The sequence below is a fragment of the Streptomyces sp. NPDC005181 genome, assembly GCF_040608395.1.
GTDB lineage: Bacteria > Actinomycetota > Actinomycetes > Streptomycetales > Streptomycetaceae > Streptomyces.
Genome location: NZ_JBEXID010000114.1, coordinates 1 through 15876, shown reverse-complemented (window position 1 = coordinate 15876; position 15876 = coordinate 1). Strand labels below are relative to the sequence as shown.

Below are 15876 nucleotides of genomic sequence, written 5' to 3'. Positions count from 1 at the left end.
TGGGGGGGTGGGGGGGGGTGGGGGCGGACCGGGCTCAGCGTAGGGCCCGCTGCCGGGGCCCGGCAGGAGCCGGGCCCCGGCAGCGGCAGAGGTGTCAGCTCGTGATGGCCTTCGTCTCCAGGAACTCCTCCAGGCCGGCGCGTCCCGTCTCGCGCCCGTTGCCGGACTGCTTGTATCCGCCGAAGGGTGCGAGGAAGTTGAGCTGTCCGCCGTTGACGTCGACCTGGCCGACGCGGATGCGGCGGGCGACGGCCAGCGCGTGGTCCGGGTTTCCGGCGACGGCGGCGTTGAGACCGTAGACGGTGCTGTTGGCGATCTCCACGGCGTGGTCGTCGTCGGTGTAGGGGATCACAGTCAGCACCGGCCCGAAGATCTCCTCCTGGGCGATCACGGAATCCGGGTCGACGTTGGAGAAAATGGTGGGCCTGACATAGGCGCCGGTCTCCCGGACCGCCGACCACCAACGTGGCGCCGTCGGCGACCCCGCGTTCGATGTAGGCAGTCACCCGCTGCCGCTGGACCTCGGAGGCCAGCGGGCCGATCCGGGTCTTCTCATCGCTCGGGTCGCCCACCGTGTATCCGGCGGCGGCCTCGCGCAGCATCTCCACCACCTGGTCGTGAAGTTCAGCGGGAACCAGCATGCGTACCCAGGCGCCGCAGGCCTGACCGGCGTTGCTCCATGCATAGGCCAGGCCCCGGTTGACCGCCTCGTCGAGGTCGGCGTCGGGCAGGACGATGTGGGCTGCCTTGCCGCCCAGTTCGAGCGCGACACGCTTGACGGTCGCGGACGCCGCCACGGAAGCCCGCTTACCCGCCGCGGTGGAACCGGTGAAGGAGACCATGTCGATCCCCGGATGCGCGGAGATGGCCTCACCCACCACCGGACCCGTGCCGTGCACGACGTTCAGGACACCCGGGGGAAGCCCTGCATCAGTAGTGATCTCCGCGAAGATCCGCGCCGTCAGCGGCGCCAGTTCGGACGGCTTGAGCACCACGGTGTTGCCCGCCAGCAGGGCCGGCACCACCTTGGTGACCAGCTGCTGCAGCGGGAAGTTCCAGGGAGTGATGGCGCCCACCACACCGATCGGCTCGCGCACGACCAGCGAGTTCGCCACCTCCTCGGTCCACGGGAATTCCGCCGCCGCGCTGATGGCGGCGCTCGCCGCGAGCACCGGAAGCCCTGCCTGCGCCATCCGCGCGAAGGAGATAGGAGCGCCCATTTCGGCCGTGATCGTCGCCGCGATCTCCTCCGAGCGCTTCTGCATCCCCTCCACGACGCGGCGGAGCACAGCCACCCGCTCCCCGGGGGCTGTCGCCGCCCATCCGGGGAAGGCCGCGGTGGCCGCGTCCACCGCGGCGTCGACGTCCTCGGCCGTGCCCTGCGGCACCGCCGCGACGACGGCGCCGGTGGCCGGATTGATCACGTCGAGGACCGGGCCGGTAGCAGGGACGGCCCGCCCACCGATCCAGTGAGCAGGAGCGGGGAAGGTGAAATCACTCAAATCGTTCATGCACGTAAGGAAACGTCGATGCTCCCCGGCTACCCAGAGACAACCTGTCCCGTGATCTGCGCCACAACTCCACCGGGCGGCATCTGGATCACGCTGACGCAGGCCGGAGCACGGTGCCACAGGCCGGACGCTTGCCGATGTACCGCCCCGCCGATACCGGGCACGAGCCTCTCCAGGGACCCGGCTCGCCGCACACCCCCGCCCCGGCTCATGGGAGACATGCCCCGCCATCGGTCGTGTCCCCCCATACGTCGCCCCCCTACCGGCCACCTGGGGCCAAGTGCGGTGCCTGCAGGACTGCGCCGGACCGTCCCGCCCGATTGCGTAGACCTGGGTGCTCTGTTACGCGGTCCGGGCCGGCCAGGGCAATCGCTGCAGTCCCGGGCCGGGACCAGGTCAGGACGAGGGGCGGGCTGCGCCCGGACCCATCACCACCAAATCAGGACAAGTCATAGCATGAAGGTGTGAAGGTATTGGTTCCTGACCCGGATGGCTCAGAGCGCGGCCAGGTGCTGGACAACGAGGTAGACCACGCACGCAGGCAGCTGGAGCTGCTTTCGAACGCGGCGTCGATCGGCGCGTCCTTGAACGTGGAAACGACGGCTCAACGTCTGGCCGACCTCGTGGTCCCGGGGCTGGGCGATTTCGCGAACGTGAACCTGGCCAGGGAAATCTACGACGGGGAGGAACCACCGGAGCGGACCGGGGGCGGGGACCTGGCACTGCGTCGCACGGCGCTCGCGCCCGCAGACAGGCAGTGGCCGAATGGCTACGTTCTGGTGGGCGACGATCTTCCGAGTGTCCCTGACCAGACGGTGATAAGGAATTTCCAGGCCGGAAAGGGATTTACGATCTCCGGTCGCTCGCGCTTCACCGCCCTCCAGGACCACAACCCTGACCTGGTCAGGGCCTTCGTCCCGATAGACGGGGATGACGAAGAGCTGTCGTTGCTGTGCGTCCCCCTGGTCACAGAAAGAAGGCGCGACGGTCTTGAACAACCCGGGCTGCTCCTGGGCAGCATCGAAGTATGGCGAAGGAACCCCTTCACCGATGCTGATCTGCGGCTGCTGCAATGGCTCGCCACCTACGCCGCGGTGAGCATAGACAACGCCCGCCGCTACACGCGCGAACATCGCATGGCCCTGGCACTCCAGCAAAGTCTGCTGCCGCAGGCGCGGGTCGTCACGACAGCAGGCGAAACGGCCGGGATCTACCTGCCGTGCGGTACCGGGGCGGCGGGCGGCCTCGGCGGGGACTGGTTCGACGTCATCCCCCTGTCTTCCGCCCGTGTGGCGCTCGTGGTGGGCGATGTCGTCGGCCACGGTGTGCATGCCGCCGCCGCCATGGGCCGGATGCGCACGGCCGTGCGCACGCTCGCCGATCTCGATCTCGCGCCCGACGAGCTGCTCACCCACCTCGATGACCTCGTCATCGAGTTTGCGGAGGGCGACGCGCCCGGTCGGAAGGATATCTCCGGCAGCTCATGCATCTATGCCGTTGTCGACCCGACCACACGGCGCTGCGCCGTGGCCAGTGCGGGGCATCCGCCACCGGCGCTCGTCCGGCCCGACGGCACGGCCGAATATATTCCCCTGACCCCAGGCCCCTTGCTGGGCGTGGGTGGCCTGGCATTCGAGGTTGCCGACGTTGAGCTACGAGACGGCGATGTGCTCGCGCTCTACTCCGACGGCCTGGTCGAACACCCGTGGAACGACATCGACCGCGGGATGGCGGCCTTCCGCGAGCAACTGGCCGCGGCTCACCCCACCGACGGTGATTTGCACGGGGCAGCTTCCCGCCTGGTCGCTGGAATCTCCCCGGACGCGCTGCGCGACGACGTGACCCTCCTGCTCGCACGGGTACGCGGAGTCCCCGACAACAACACCGCGTCATGGGAGATACCGGCCGACCCGGCGGCAGTCGCCGGCAGCCGCCAGAGCGCCGTCGACCGGGTCGGCGCATGGGGCCTTGACGAACTCGCCTTCACCACCGAGCTGGTAGTCAGCGAACTTGTCACCAACGCCATCCGCTACGGCGGCGGCGGCGGCGCGACCCTGCGCCTGATCCGCGAAAACGACAGACTGACATGCGAGGTCTCCGACCCCTCCAGCACCGCCCCACACCTCACGCGCGCCCAGGCCACCGACGAGGGCGGCCGGGGACTGTATATCGCCGCACGGCTCGTCACCCGCTGGGGCGTCCGCTACACCCCCACCGGGAAAACCATCTGGACCGAACAGCGCCTGCACCCGACCGAATGCCACTGCGCGCCCGGCAGCTGAAGTCCGGCTTCTGACCGGCGGGCGAGCGGCTCTGGTCGGTGAGCTACGGCTCTGGCTCACGATCATGCCGTCCAGGAACTGTCCCCAACCTGCGTCCAGGATGCCGCGGTTGAGTCCGGTCTTCGCGGCCCGCTGGTTCTGCAGGAACCCGCTGACCAAACCCAGCGGGGCACTCCATGACAGCCGAACGGAGCTGAGCTGCAGCCAAGAGATATAGATATGCGCCTTTTGCGCCCATTGTGTCCTCAATCACCCCCTGGAGCGATTGACCGCCGGACGCACCGTGTTAGCTCTAATTCGATGTTTCACGAACGACGAACAAAGAGGGAAGGCGGCACACCCCCCGCCCTGACGGCAGCCTTCAGCGAGCAAGTGAGCACTCACCGCAGATAGCAAATCGGAGGCCACACGACATCCATTCAGGCCACCTGAAATCGACTGCCGCTCGAGCACTCAACGCATTCAGGGAAGTCGCACCAGAAAAACCCCCGAAAGAAAGAAAATTGCCGTGAGCAAGATCGCCGACGCCGAGATCGCTGAGTTCATATACCGCGTCGTACATGACGGAAGCAATTACCGCATGACCGCGATGGAAAAACTGCATACAGCGGACATGTCCATCCTCTCCCCCAGCAAGGAGGGGGCGATCACGCGGGCACCACGCGAGGACGTCTTCGGTGAATTTGCCGCCCGGGGAAGCAATGGCGATGCGCCCTTGTCCACGGAATACAAGATTCTGCACATCGAGGAGCAGGGCGACCACGCCACGGCACTTCTGTATCGCCGCATGAGCGATGCCAGTCCCCCATTCCTGTACGAGCTCCGGCTCCGGCGCGATGCTCAGAGCTGGCGCGTGAGCGGTGAGACGGTCACCCCGTGGCCCGACCCGCGTAAGGCCGGCACCTTCCTTCCGCCCAGGCAGAACGCCTGAGCGGAAGGCGGGAAGAACAAGCAGTCCCGAAACGGTGTTCGAGCAGGTCGCCAGACCGGTCGAAGCTGTCATGCGGGTTCGCCCTCGCTGCGGGTGGCGCGCGCGTCACCCTTTGCGAACTGCTGGTCGGGACGCCCTTCATAGCCATGACCGTTCTGCCGCGTCGTCAGCACATGGCCGCGGCGCATCGGATTGCCCGACGCACTCCTGGCCGGTCCACGGACCGGGCGCCGCGATCAGGTGTCCGCCTCGGCTTCGGTGACGTGCTGCCCGATGCCATCGGCTGCGGCCGCGGACAGCAGTGCCGACGTCAGGTGCGGAAACCGGGCGTCGAGGTCATCTCGGCGCAGCGCCACGAAGCAGCGGGTTCCCTCCTGGCGGGTCTGCGTAATGCCTGCGTCGCGAAGGACCTTCAGGTGGTGACTCAGGGTGGACTTGGCCACCGGCGCCCGTAGCTGGCCCCATCCGCGTTCACGGCCATCGGCCAGCAACCGCACGATGCCGAGCCGGGTGGGGTCGCTGAGTGCAGCCAACACGCGAGGCAGGGCGATCTCGCTCGCGCTCGGCGAATGCTCATTCTTCACACTCCTACACTAATCACCTCTTCGATCTTCGATGAACATCGAACAATAAGGATGTATCAGTGATGCCCAGCCGTTTCACCGACCATGTTGTGATCCTGACCGGAGCTGGTTCCGGGATCGGGCGAGCTGCCGCACTGGCGTTCGCGGAGGCGGGGGCGCGGGTGCTGGGAGTGGGGAGACGAGCTGAGGCCCTGCGGGAGACAGCCGCTCTCCATCCGGCCATCGAGACGCTCACTGCCGACATCAGTGCCGCAGGGGCACCCGAACGGATCGTGCGGGCCGCCGTCGATCGATGGGACCACGTCGATGTCCTGGTCAACAACGCCGGAATCCTCGCAATGATGCCCCTGGGCCAGGTGACCGCTGACGGCATCAACCAGGTACTGGCCACCAACGTCACCGCTCCGAGCCTTCTGGCCAGCGCCGCCCTTCCCTACCTGCGCAGCTCCCAGGGGGTGATCGTCAACGTCAGCAGCACGTTCGGGCACAGGCCGATCGCACACGCCTCTCACTACGGTGCCTCGAAGGCTGCGATGGAGCAGCTGACCCGAAGCTGGGCACTGGAGTTGGCACCCGACAACATCCGGGTCAACGCCGTTGCTCCCGGCCCCACCGAAAGCGGAGCACTGGCCGGCGCCGGCTTGTCCGCCACGGAAATCGATCACCTCAAGGACGCCGAGGCGGCTCGCATTCCGTTGGGCCGGCGTGGGGAACCCGATGAAGTAGCCGAGTGGATCCTGCGGCTCGCCGACGCACAGACCGCCTGGCTCACCGGCCAAGTGCTCACGGTCGACGGCGGACTCGAACTCGCCTGATCGTGGCACACATGCCCGGATGACCGATGCTGATCTGTCCGAAGTCGTTCCGAAGCTCAGGCGACTCGGGCTTCACGCGAGGTCCGCCGGCAGCGGGGCATCCCGGCCGCCCGTCGCCGACCGCGAGCCACGTGGACCGCACTCCACGCGTGTCTGGACAGCCCGCCCTCACCGGTACGTTTGCCGGTTGGTGTCGAGGAACCGGCCGGTTGCGGCCCTCCGCTCGCACACTTCAGTCCCGGCCGAACGCCCGGCGGACGGTCGTCGTCACGGAGGGGTCGTCGATGTCGAGTTCTTTCTGGACATCGGAGAGTTTCTGTGCCGCAAGGGCCTCACGCCAGGCCACGTCGCCCCGGTACATTGCGCGTTTGACGGCGCAGGCAGTGGACCCGTCGCCGCCTGTGCTCAGCTCGCCGATCTTCCCGCACTGACGAATCTCCGTGCAGCGGAAAAGGGTGCCGTTTCCTTCGATGGCCAGCACGACATCGAGCAGGGAGATCGAGTCCGGGTCGCGGGCCAGCCTGAATCCACCGCGCGGCCCCGGGGTGGACGTCAGAAGTTCGGCCTTCACCAGCGACTGCAGTTGCTTGTTGTGGTAGGCCACAGGCAGCCCGTGCCCGGCAGCGAGCTGGGCGCTCCCCACGGGTTTGTCATCGCCGAGCATCGCCAGGTTGAGCAGTGTATGGATGGCCCACTCAACGCCCTTACTCATATGCATAAACAAGACATTATATGTCCTGAATTGACGATGTCAACCCATCCCTGACCCTGCTCACGCCCCCGTCCGGACCCGCCCGACGGCACGACCCGCGCGGCGCAATGGGCGTCCGTCCCGCCGCGCCCCAGCCCGCAGCACTGCGGAGCGCATGACGGCACGCCTTCCTTCCACCCCCGGATCTCGCCACCCAAGGGGCGATGCGTCGGCGAGGCGGCCCAGGCGACGCAACGCGGCCGGAGCGGGGCGAAGCGCGACGCCGAGCCCGCCACCGGACCGGCGACCCCCACCTCTCGACGACCACAGGTCTCGCACGCGGCCCACCCCCGACCAATCCTTGACATCCAATATCCTGGATACGTACTGTCCTCAATACCTGCTTCTGGCGGGTGGCCCGGCCGCCCTCCTCCGCCTCACTCATGCCGATGCGGAGGACGCCGCAGCATGCGGTCACAGGTACGAGAAGGCACTCACGCCTCGATTGCAGAGCAAGAAGGAGAATCTCGATGAAGAACATCCTCGTTATCGGTGGCGGCTACGCCGGTGTGTGGAGCGCGGCCGGCGCGGTGCGCACCGCTCGCGAGAACGGGATCCCGGAATCAGAGCTTCAGGTCACCCTGGTCAGCGGTGGTGACGACCTGATCGTGCGGCCGCGGCTGTACGAAGCCGATCCTGAGAAGATGCGTGTGTCCCTCGACCGGATTCTCGGACCGATCGGCGTGCACCGTGTCGCCGCGACGGTGACGGGCATCGACACGGAGAACCGGTCCGTCACAGCCATCGGCAGGGACGGCCAGCCTTCCGTCCTCACGTACGACCGGCTCGTCCTGGCAACCGGTAGCCGGCTGATCCGGCCCGATTTCCCCGGGGCCGAGGCGATGTTCAACGTCGATACTCTCCCCGCAGCCACCGCATTCGACAATCACCTGCGGCGCCTGCCGGAAATGACGCCCCGCGCGGGCCGCTTCACCGCGGTTGTGGTCGGTGCGGGAATGGTCGGCATCGAGGTCGTCACCGAGATCGGCAGCCGCCTCAAGGCCGCCGCCGCCGCTGCGGGCAGCACCGATGAGGTGCGCGTCATTCTGGTCGAGCGCGCCGATGTCCTCAGCCCTGAGCTCGGTGCCGGACCGCGTCCGCACATCGCAAGCGCCCTGGAGTCCCTCGGGGTCGAACAGCGGCTGAACCGTACGGTGGAGTTCGTCACCGAGAACGAGGTGCGTCTCTCCGACGGAGAAGTCATCCCCACGGCAACCGCGGTGTGGACGGCGGGCATGACCGCCAGTCCGCTCACCGCGCAGATCCCGGCCGAGCGCGACCGCCTGGGCCGTCTCCACGTCGACGAGTTCCTGCGGGTCGTCGGGGTCCCGGACGTCTACGCGGCCGGCGACACGGCGGCCGCTGCCGCGGAGGAGGGCAACACCGTCCTGCAGAGTTGCCAGCACGCCCAGCCCCTGGGAAGGTTCGCCGGTCACAATGTCGCGGCCGGCCTGTTCGACGTGGACCAAGTGGTCTTCTCTCCCGTCGACCCGTACGGAACGGTCCTGGACCTGGGGCCGGCCGGCGCCATGGTCTGTCAGGGATGGGACCGTCAGGTCGCCATGACCGGCCAGGACGCCAAGGGCGTCAAGGTGGCCATCAACACCCAGATGATCTACCCTCCCGTCGATGACGCCGTCGCCCTGCTCAAGCAGGCCGACTACCGGTACTCGCCCATGGCGTAGCCTGCCCGGTCGCCCCGGCAGCAGCTTCGCCGGGCCGTTGATGCCTACGGACCCGGATGAGGCCGCAGGGCGGCTGCACTCAGAACCTGCCTGATGAGACGCTGTTCGCGGCGATCATCCACGTGCTCGTGAGCGGGTGCGCCTGACAGGCTCTGCCGCCCTGCTTCGGGGCAGGACGGATCAGGGAGCCGCCCTGCCCGATGTCGCCGTGTGCGTGCATCTGCGCGCGCTCGCTCACTGCTGGCCGAGCCTGATGCGTTCGGTGAGGCCGCCGACCTCGCTGCCGAGTTTCTGCACGAGGCCGGCAAGGGAGGCCAGGGCGGACTCGATATCGACCACTGCGGCTGCGTGCTTGTCCGTGGTGGCTGCGTACTCCAGCTGTGCCCACACAGCTGCTTCGGCCACCAGCGCGTTGCGCTGGGGACTGGCGACCGGATGCTCGGATGCTTGGGCAAGCAGTTCGCAGGCCTTGTGGCCGGGGGCGCTGTCGGTCATGGACGAAATCCTTTCAGCGGGCCCAAGCCTACGAGCGGGTTTCGGACGGTGGATATCAACACGCAGGTGTCCCGGACCTGTTGAACGGGGCACCGGCGTGTTCCCAGAGCCACATTCCTCCGCGCCGCCCCAGCCCGTCGAGGAAGTCGTTGGCGATCTGGTGGGCGCTTCCCCTTCGCGACCGCGGCTTCCCCACGAAGCCTGCGCACGAGCCCGCATCGCCCTGTCCAGCGTTGAACACCAACCCCGAAGGATCCCCCATGTGGGACTCGACCTGATCAACGGCGTCCCCGCGCACGTCCCTGTTCGTGCACGTCGTCGTGGTCCTGGTGCCCTGACAGCTCTTGCGCTCGTGCTGTGTGCGATCTGGCCCTCGGTCATGCGCCGGTTCGGTCTCGCCTTGCTGACCCTCGCCCTGGTCTCACTGATCAGCGTGCCGCTGACGACGGACGCCGGCGAGTGGCTGGAGCGGCACGTGGACAGCAATGCCCTGGTCCGCAAGCACGCCGAGCTCGGCGACGAACTGCTCCCCTGGGCCATCGCACTGTTCCTGCCGGCCACCGCGGTGTGGTGGTCCTACCGCCGCGCCGCCAACCTCACGCCCGACGCGATGGGATCCACCAGCAGCCCAGTGGCCGCACCGCTGCGCATCGCCGCCGCCGTACTGTCCCTCGTCATCGACATGAGCGCGGGCGTACAGGTCTACCGAATCGGCGACTCCGGCGCCAAAGCCGCATGGCACGACGGCTACTCAGCCACCGCCCACCCATGCCGCGGCTGATACGCACTTACTGCGACGCGCCCCCGGCCGAGGCGGCTGGCGCTGGAGATGCCCGGAGTGGCCTCGTTCACTTCTGGCCAGCGTTTATCGATCAGTTGCAGCAGCGGTTGGCGATCTACCGGGAGCAGTCGATGGGTCTCCACCGTAGCGACGCGGTCTTTGCCGGGCCGGGGTGGGGCTACGGGTGTCCATAGCTGCAACGGTAGATCCGCTGTGGCAGTCGGGCAGCCGCTGTCGGCACGCGTGCGGGAAACCCGCAGGAAGGTGCGCGGGGATGGCGCAGCCTCGGGCGACATATGTGCGGTGCAGGTGCAGGGTCTTACGGATACGCAGTGCGGGTCGGCACCGATGTGCCCGCCGCCGTCGGGGCCGATGCTCAAAGGGATTACTTCGTGCATTCCCTCTCCCCTGAAGCAGCCCCTCATGACCCGATCCGCTCACCCGCTCCCCCGGACCGGCACCGGCACCGGCACCCGTAGGCCGAAGCGCCCAGGCACACAGGTGGGTACCGGCCGCCGCGGGTGGCATCTGCGTCACTTCCCGTGCCGCCTGCTGGCGGGCGGCATCCTCACTCAGGCTGCGGTCCCGGTCGCGCTGATCACCGCCATCACTCTGGCCGCCACCTTCGCCCCCATGGCCGTCCACCTGTCCCCTCTCCTGGTCGCTGCCCCCACCTCCACGGCAGCGTTCGCCGGCTCCCGTTTCACCGCGGGCACCGCCGTGGCCGCCAGCGCGGCAATGTTTGTCATCGACCGCCACGACGGCCTGCTGCATTCACCGCTCCTGCCGATCCACATCTCCGCCCTACTGGTGGTGTCGGCCTTCGTCGTCGCCGCCCGGGCCCTGCACGACCGCGACCTGAGAGAACTGACCCAGGTACGCGCGGTGGCCCAAGCAGCCCAGCGGGTCGTGCTGCGCCCCCTGCCCCGGCAACTGGGCCCGCTGCGCGTCGCCTGTACGTACCGAGCGGCCGCGGCACACGCCCTGGTCGGCGGCGACCTGTACGCCGCCGCCCGGACCGGCCGCGCGACCCGCTTCCTCATCGGCGACGTCCGCGGCAAGGGCCTGCCCGCCGTCGAGGACGCCTCCGCCCTTCTCGGCGCCTTTCGCGAAGCCGCCCACCAGCACGCCACCCTTCCCGAACTGACTGCCGCCCTGGAGAGCAGCATCCGCAGACACCTGGCGCAGCTCACCGACAGCGACCCCGAGAGCAGCGAGCACTTCATCACCGCGCTCCTGGTAGAAATCCCCGACGACGCGCCCCTCATCCACGTCATCAGCTGCGGGCACCCCTCACGCCTGCGGTGCCACCGCGGCCAGGTGACCGCCCTGCCTGCACCTCACCCCGCACCACCCCTCGGGCTGGCCAGCACCACCCCCGACACCTACCACGTCGACACCTTCGAGTTCGGCCCCGCAGACACCCTGCTGCTCTACACCGACGGCGTCATCGAAGCCCGCAACACCACCGGCGCCTTCTATCCGATCCTCGACCGGGCCTCCACCTGGACCTGGGAATGCCCACACAACCTGCTACGACACGTCAACCACGACGTGGACACCCACACCGGCGGACACCTCCAGGACGACCTCGCCCTGGTCGCCATCCAGCGCACCCCCACTCCGGACACCGGCCAGGACCCGAGCCTCCCCCAGCCACCCCACCCCACGGAGGCCCACCCGTGACGCGCCCAGTGCTCCCGGAACGACACACCATCTATGGAAAGGCGATGACGACGATGACCGTCAGTCGACTGAACGGGGGGCTGTGTGCGCTGCTCATCGTCTACATAGGTGCGTCGTGCGCCGTGCAGCTCCAGGACTCCGCAGGCGGCCTCGTCCGCTGGTCGGGGTTCTCCGTGCTCGTCCCCGTCACAGCCGCCGCCCTCCTGCCCCTGCGGCGCTCCCTGATCATCGGAGTCTGCACGCTGGCTGCCACCATCGCCATCTACGGCTTCGCCATCCACGGGGTATCGGCCGGCGGCCGGACGGTCGTCATCACCGCAGTCGCACTGTCCTTCGCCTTCGGCCTCGTCGTCTGCTGGGCGCGGCCGCATCTGCTGCACACGCCCGCCACAGCCACCCGGAACCAGCCCAGCCTGCCCCGCCCTGCCGGCCGGCAGGCCGGTAGCGCCCCCGGCACGCCGCGTGCGGTTCCGGCCGCACCACGCGGCATCCTTCCCGAAGCGTTGCCGCAACCCGCGGTGGTAGAGCTGGCGGGCCACTACCGGACCGGGTCCGGCCAGCTTGGCATGCGTGCCCATTGGCTCGACGCCATCCCGTTGTCCGGCGCCCGGGTCGGACTCGTCGCCGGCGCCGTGGCCGGGCCGGGCGCCGACGCCACCGCCTCCGAACTCCGCACCGCGGTACGCACGCTGGCCGACATGGACCTGCAACCCGAGGAACTGCTCACCCATCTCGACGACGTCCTCGCCCGGCTCCGCCCCGACACCCGCCCCAGCCACGACACCCAGACCACCAGCACCGTCAGCGCCCAATGCCTGTACGCGGTCTACGATCCCGCCTCCTCCCGCTGCACACTCGCCAGCGCCGGAAGCCCCTCACCCGCCGTCATCACACCCGACGGCACGGTCAGAGCCCTCGACCTGCCCGAAGGCCCACCCCTGGGACACACAGATCTGCCCTTCGAAGCCACCGAGATAGACCTCCCCGAAGGCAGTCTGCTCCTGCTGTACACCGGAACCGGCACCAGCGCCCAGGAACCCGGCAGCCAGGAGCTGCTCAGCGCACTCGCCCGGCCCCCGTCCTGCCTGGACGCCACCAGCCGATCCGCCCTCGACGCCCTGCTCCACGCTCCCCACACCCAGGTCGCTGTCCTCGCCGTCCGCACCCACGCCCTGGACACCCGCACCGTCGCCACCTGGGACCTGCCGGCCGACCCGGCTGTTTGTAAGCACTTGTTCTGGCCCCACCGCACGGATCAGAAGTGGCCCCACTCGTTCGGTCCCGTTCGGGCGAAAAGACGCAGCTACAGGGGACGGTGGGCACCCCCCGTCGAACGTGCGAGTGGAGCCAAAACAGGTCCGTACACCGGGGCCAACCGAGGTGCTTACAGACAACCCGGCCGCCGTCTCCCACGCCCGCACCCACATCGCGGAGAAACTGACCGACTGGGGCCTGACGGACGCCGCCACCACCGAACTCATCGTCAGCGAACTGGTCACCAACGCCATCCGCCACGCCAAGCCCCCCATCCAACTACGCCTGATCCACCACGCCGGCAGCCTGGTCTGCGAGGTCGCCGACGGCAGCAGCACCTCGCCACACCTGCGCCGGGCCCGGACCTTCGACGAAAACGGGCGCGGACTGTTCATCGTCGCTCAACTCGCCGAACGCTGGGGAACCCGCCACAACCACCACGGCAAGACCATCTGGGCCGCGCACACACCCGCACCCGACCAGCCCACCACGGCCTGAGCCTGTCCTACCTTCCGGGCGCGTCAGAGACAGAGCCGGCGACTTTCTGTCAGCCCCTCAGATCTGCGTGCCGGCCGGTTCCAGTCGGACCACGATCCCCTTCGGTATCGGGGTGTTGCTGATGTCGGCCACGCTGCCCTTGCCGATGCCGAGCGTCTCCAACCATCACCGCAGCCGGCATCGACCAGCTCGCGCTCATCCGCGGCACCGACATCAACGAAAGGGCAACCGCCGTCAAAATCCACGACAGCGAAACCCACCGCCGATGCCGGCTCTACCCCCTGCCCACTTGGGCTCGCCCCCTCGTACACGCCGCCGGCGCTGTGTCGGATGATGCTGGAGCAGCCGGCCTACCGTCGGGCTCAATGCCCGCCGCACCCCGGCTGCACGCGGTAAGACATGCGCCGAGAAACACTGTGCTCATCAGGGCAAGGCGGCGTGCTGTCACGGCAGGTACTCCAGCTGCTCAGTGGCTAATACCACCTCAGACGCTGATCTCAGAGGGCAAGCACGCCCTTGACAAGCCAGTCGTCACGACTCGTCGTCTTACTCGTACATCGCGGCGGCCCGCAGGGCATTGCCGATGAACTCCCAGTCCGGCCCCGGCAGCTCCTCACCGTGAGCGCGGTGATAGCCCGCTGAATGCTTGATCCAGGCTGCCATGGATTCGAGATACAGCTCCAGGCTCGGCTTTTCCCAGCCAGCGCCGGGCGTCCGGTCGTTTGCGCCGTGGTCCGGGCGGCTGCGCGCCCTCGGCGCGCTGCGACACCGGCGGCCCGCCTCCTCCCCTGCACAGCCGAGCTCTCATGAATCTATGAATTGCGAAATTCTGCAATTCATTACATGCTGTGTTGGCTGTGTCCGCACGTAGCCGCGGGCACGGCACCAGATGACTCCCCGGGGTATCGGGGTGGTGAAGGGAGTCCGCAACCGTGCCGGTTCCGCTCTATCAGGCCAAGGCCGAGTTCTTCCGGATGCTCGGGCACCCGGTCCGCATACGCGTACTGGAACTGCTGCAGGACGGGCCGATGCCGGTACGCGACCTGCTCACGGCGATCGAGGTGGAGCCCTCCGCACTGTCCCAGCAACTGGCCGTGCTGCGCCGCTCGGGCATCGTGGCCTCGGCCCGTGAGGGCTCGACCGTGGTGTACGAGCTGGCCAGCGGGGATGTCGCGGAGTTGATGCTGGCCGCGCGGCGGATCCTGACGGAGATGCTGGCCGGGCAGAACGAGCTCCTGGCCGAGTTGCGGAAAGCCGAGGTCTCGGCACGGTGAGCACGCTCCTTACCCGCTCCTTGGACCGGGTGTGGTCGCTGCTGCCCGCCCGCGCCGATTTCGCCGTCATGGGCCGCAACCCGCGCCGCGATCTGCTCGCCGGCCTCACCGTCGCGATCGTCGCGCTGCCGCTCGCGCTCGGCTTCGGCGTCTCCTCCGGGCTCGGCGCCGAGGCCGGACTCGCCACCGCCGTGGTCGCCGGCGCGCTCGCCGCGCTGTTCGGCGGCTCCAACCTCCAGGTCTCCGGGCCGACCGGGGCGATGACGGTCGTGCTAGTGCCGATCGTCGCCCAGTACGGGCCGGGCGGTGTGCTGACCGTCGGGCTGATGGCCGGTGTCCTGCTGATGGCGCTCGCCCTGCTGAGGGCTGGCCGGTACATGCGCTACATCCCGGCCCCCGTGGTGGAGGGCTTCACCCTTGGCATCGCCTGCGTCATCGGTCTCCAGCAGGTCCCCAACGCGCTCGGTGTGGCCAAGCCGGAGGGCGACAAGGTCCTGGTGGTGACCTGGCGGGCCGTCGAGGAGTTCGTACGCACCCCGAATTGGACCGCGGTCGCCCTGGCCCTCGCCGTGGCGGCCGTGATGCTGCTCGGCGCCCGGTGGCGCCCCACCATCCCGTTCTCGATCGTCGGGGTCGTCGCCGCAACGCTCGCCGCCCAGCTCTTCCACCTGGGCGCGGCCGCCCCGATCGGCGACCTGCCGTCCGGGCTGCCCGCGCCGTCGCTGGCCTTCCTCGACCTGTCCGCACTGGGTCCGCTGCTCGCCCCGGCCGTCGCGGTCGCCGCGCTGGCCGCGTTGGAGTCGCTGCTGTCGGCGACCGTCGCGGACGGGATGACGGTGGGGCAGAAGCACGACCCTGACAAGGAATTGTTCGGGCAGGGCATCGCGAACCTGGCCGCCCCTCTGTTCGGCGGCGTCCCCGCCACCGCGGCGATCGCCCGTACCGCCGCCAACGTCCGAACCGGCGCGGGATCCCGTCTCGCCGCCCTCACCCACGCCGCCGTCCTCGCGGTCATCATCTTCGCCGCCGCCCCGCTCGTCTCCAAGATCCCTCTGGCTGCGCTGGCCGGGGTGCTGTTGGCGACCGCGATCCGGATGGTGGAGGTCGGTGCGCTGCGGGCGATGGCCCGCGCGACTCGCTCGGACGCGATCGTGTTGGTGTTGACCGCCGTTGCCACGCTTGCCCTCGATCTCGTCTACGCGGTCATCATCGGCCTTGTCGTCGCGGGCACCCTGGCGGAGGGTGTTCACTTCCTTGTGTAAGAGATGATCTTGTTGGGTGCTGGTCGGGCCCCGGCTGACACCAGGAATGTGACGCACAGTGAGTGAC

At 68.6% G+C, this 15876-nt stretch carries 10 protein-coding genes and 5 pseudogenes; 11 read left to right on the top strand and 4 right to left on the bottom strand.

Going from position 1 to position 15876, the window contains the following annotated elements:
* Positions 1–94 precede the first annotated feature (94 nt).
* A pseudogene (locus tag ABZV38_RS35775) lies at positions 95–1511 on the bottom strand (aldehyde dehydrogenase family protein).
* Positions 1512–1975: 464 nt separating this feature from the next.
* Here ABZV38_RS35775 and ABZV38_RS35770 point away from each other — a divergent pair.
* A complete protein-coding gene (locus tag ABZV38_RS35770) occupies positions 1976–3793 on the top strand; it encodes a SpoIIE family protein phosphatase (RefSeq protein ID WP_356332618.1) in 1818 nt (605 codons plus the stop codon).
* Positions 3794–4301: 508 nt separating this feature from the next.
* Entirely contained in the window at positions 4302–4724 is a 423-nt protein-coding gene (locus ABZV38_RS35765; RefSeq protein ID WP_356332617.1) for a hypothetical protein, read from the top strand.
* A 236-nt stretch (positions 4725–4960) separates the two neighbouring features.
* Here ABZV38_RS35765 and ABZV38_RS35760 read toward each other — a convergent pair whose 3' ends face one another.
* Complete coding sequence (locus ABZV38_RS35760) at positions 4961–5308, bottom strand: metalloregulator ArsR/SmtB family transcription factor (RefSeq protein WP_356332616.1); 348 nt, start codon at positions 5306–5308, stop codon at positions 4961–4963.
* A 62-nt stretch (positions 5309–5370) separates the two neighbouring features.
* On the opposite strand from ABZV38_RS35760, the gene ABZV38_RS35755 reads away from it, so the two are divergent.
* Complete coding sequence (locus ABZV38_RS35755) at positions 5371–6123, top strand: SDR family oxidoreductase (RefSeq protein WP_356332615.1); 753 nt, start codon at positions 5371–5373, stop codon at positions 6121–6123.
* A gap of 232 nt (positions 6124–6355) precedes the next feature.
* Here ABZV38_RS35755 and ABZV38_RS35750 read toward each other — a convergent pair whose 3' ends face one another.
* Entirely contained in the window at positions 6356–6835 is a 480-nt protein-coding gene (locus tag ABZV38_RS35750; RefSeq protein WP_356332613.1) for an Rrf2 family transcriptional regulator, read from the bottom strand.
* A 509-nt stretch (positions 6836–7344) separates the two neighbouring features.
* Here ABZV38_RS35750 and ABZV38_RS35745 point away from each other — a divergent pair.
* Both ABZV38_RS35745 and ABZV38_RS35740 read left to right on the top strand, forming a co-directional pair.
* Entirely contained in the window at positions 7345–8559 is a 1215-nt protein-coding gene (locus ABZV38_RS35745) for an FAD-dependent oxidoreductase (protein ID WP_356332612.1), read from the top strand.
* Positions 8560–8609: 50 nt separating this feature from the next.
* Positions 8610–8702, top strand: a pseudogene (locus tag ABZV38_RS35740) (IS5/IS1182 family transposase); the annotation flags it as partial.
* A 91-nt stretch (positions 8703–8793) separates the two neighbouring features.
* On the opposite strand, the gene ABZV38_RS35735 reads toward ABZV38_RS35740, so the two are convergent.
* On the bottom strand, positions 8794–9054 hold the full coding sequence (locus ABZV38_RS35735) for a hypothetical protein (protein ID WP_356332611.1): 261 nt from the start codon (positions 9052–9054) through the stop codon (positions 8794–8796).
* A 262-nt stretch (positions 9055–9316) separates the two neighbouring features.
* Here ABZV38_RS35735 and ABZV38_RS35730 point away from each other — a divergent pair, with 262 nt between their 5' ends.
* The 6 genes and pseudogenes from ABZV38_RS35730 to ABZV38_RS35705 form a co-directional block, all read left to right on the top strand.
* On the top strand, positions 9317–9835 hold the full coding sequence (locus tag ABZV38_RS35730) for a hypothetical protein (RefSeq protein WP_356332610.1): 519 nt from the start codon (positions 9317–9319) through the stop codon (positions 9833–9835).
* Positions 9836–10258: 423 nt separating this feature from the next.
* Positions 10259–11521 (top strand): PP2C family protein-serine/threonine phosphatase, encoded by a 1263-nt coding sequence (locus tag ABZV38_RS35725; protein WP_356332609.1) that lies wholly within the window; start codon positions 10259–10261, stop codon positions 11519–11521.
* Positions 11522–11565: 44 nt separating this feature from the next.
* Positions 11566–12624, top strand: a pseudogene (locus ABZV38_RS35720) (PP2C family protein-serine/threonine phosphatase); the annotation flags it as partial.
* Between the two features lie 289 nt (positions 12625–12913).
* A pseudogene (locus ABZV38_RS35715) lies at positions 12914–13273 on the top strand (ATP-binding protein); the annotation flags it as partial.
* A 932-nt stretch (positions 13274–14205) separates the two neighbouring features.
* Positions 14206–14547, top strand: a complete 342-nt coding sequence (locus ABZV38_RS35710) for a metalloregulator ArsR/SmtB family transcription factor (protein ID WP_356332608.1) — start codon at positions 14206–14208, stop codon at positions 14545–14547.
* A gap of 68 nt (positions 14548–14615) precedes the next feature.
* A pseudogene (locus tag ABZV38_RS35705) lies at positions 14616–15785 on the top strand (SulP family inorganic anion transporter); the annotation flags it as partial.
* Positions 15786–15876: the final 91 nt, after the last annotated feature.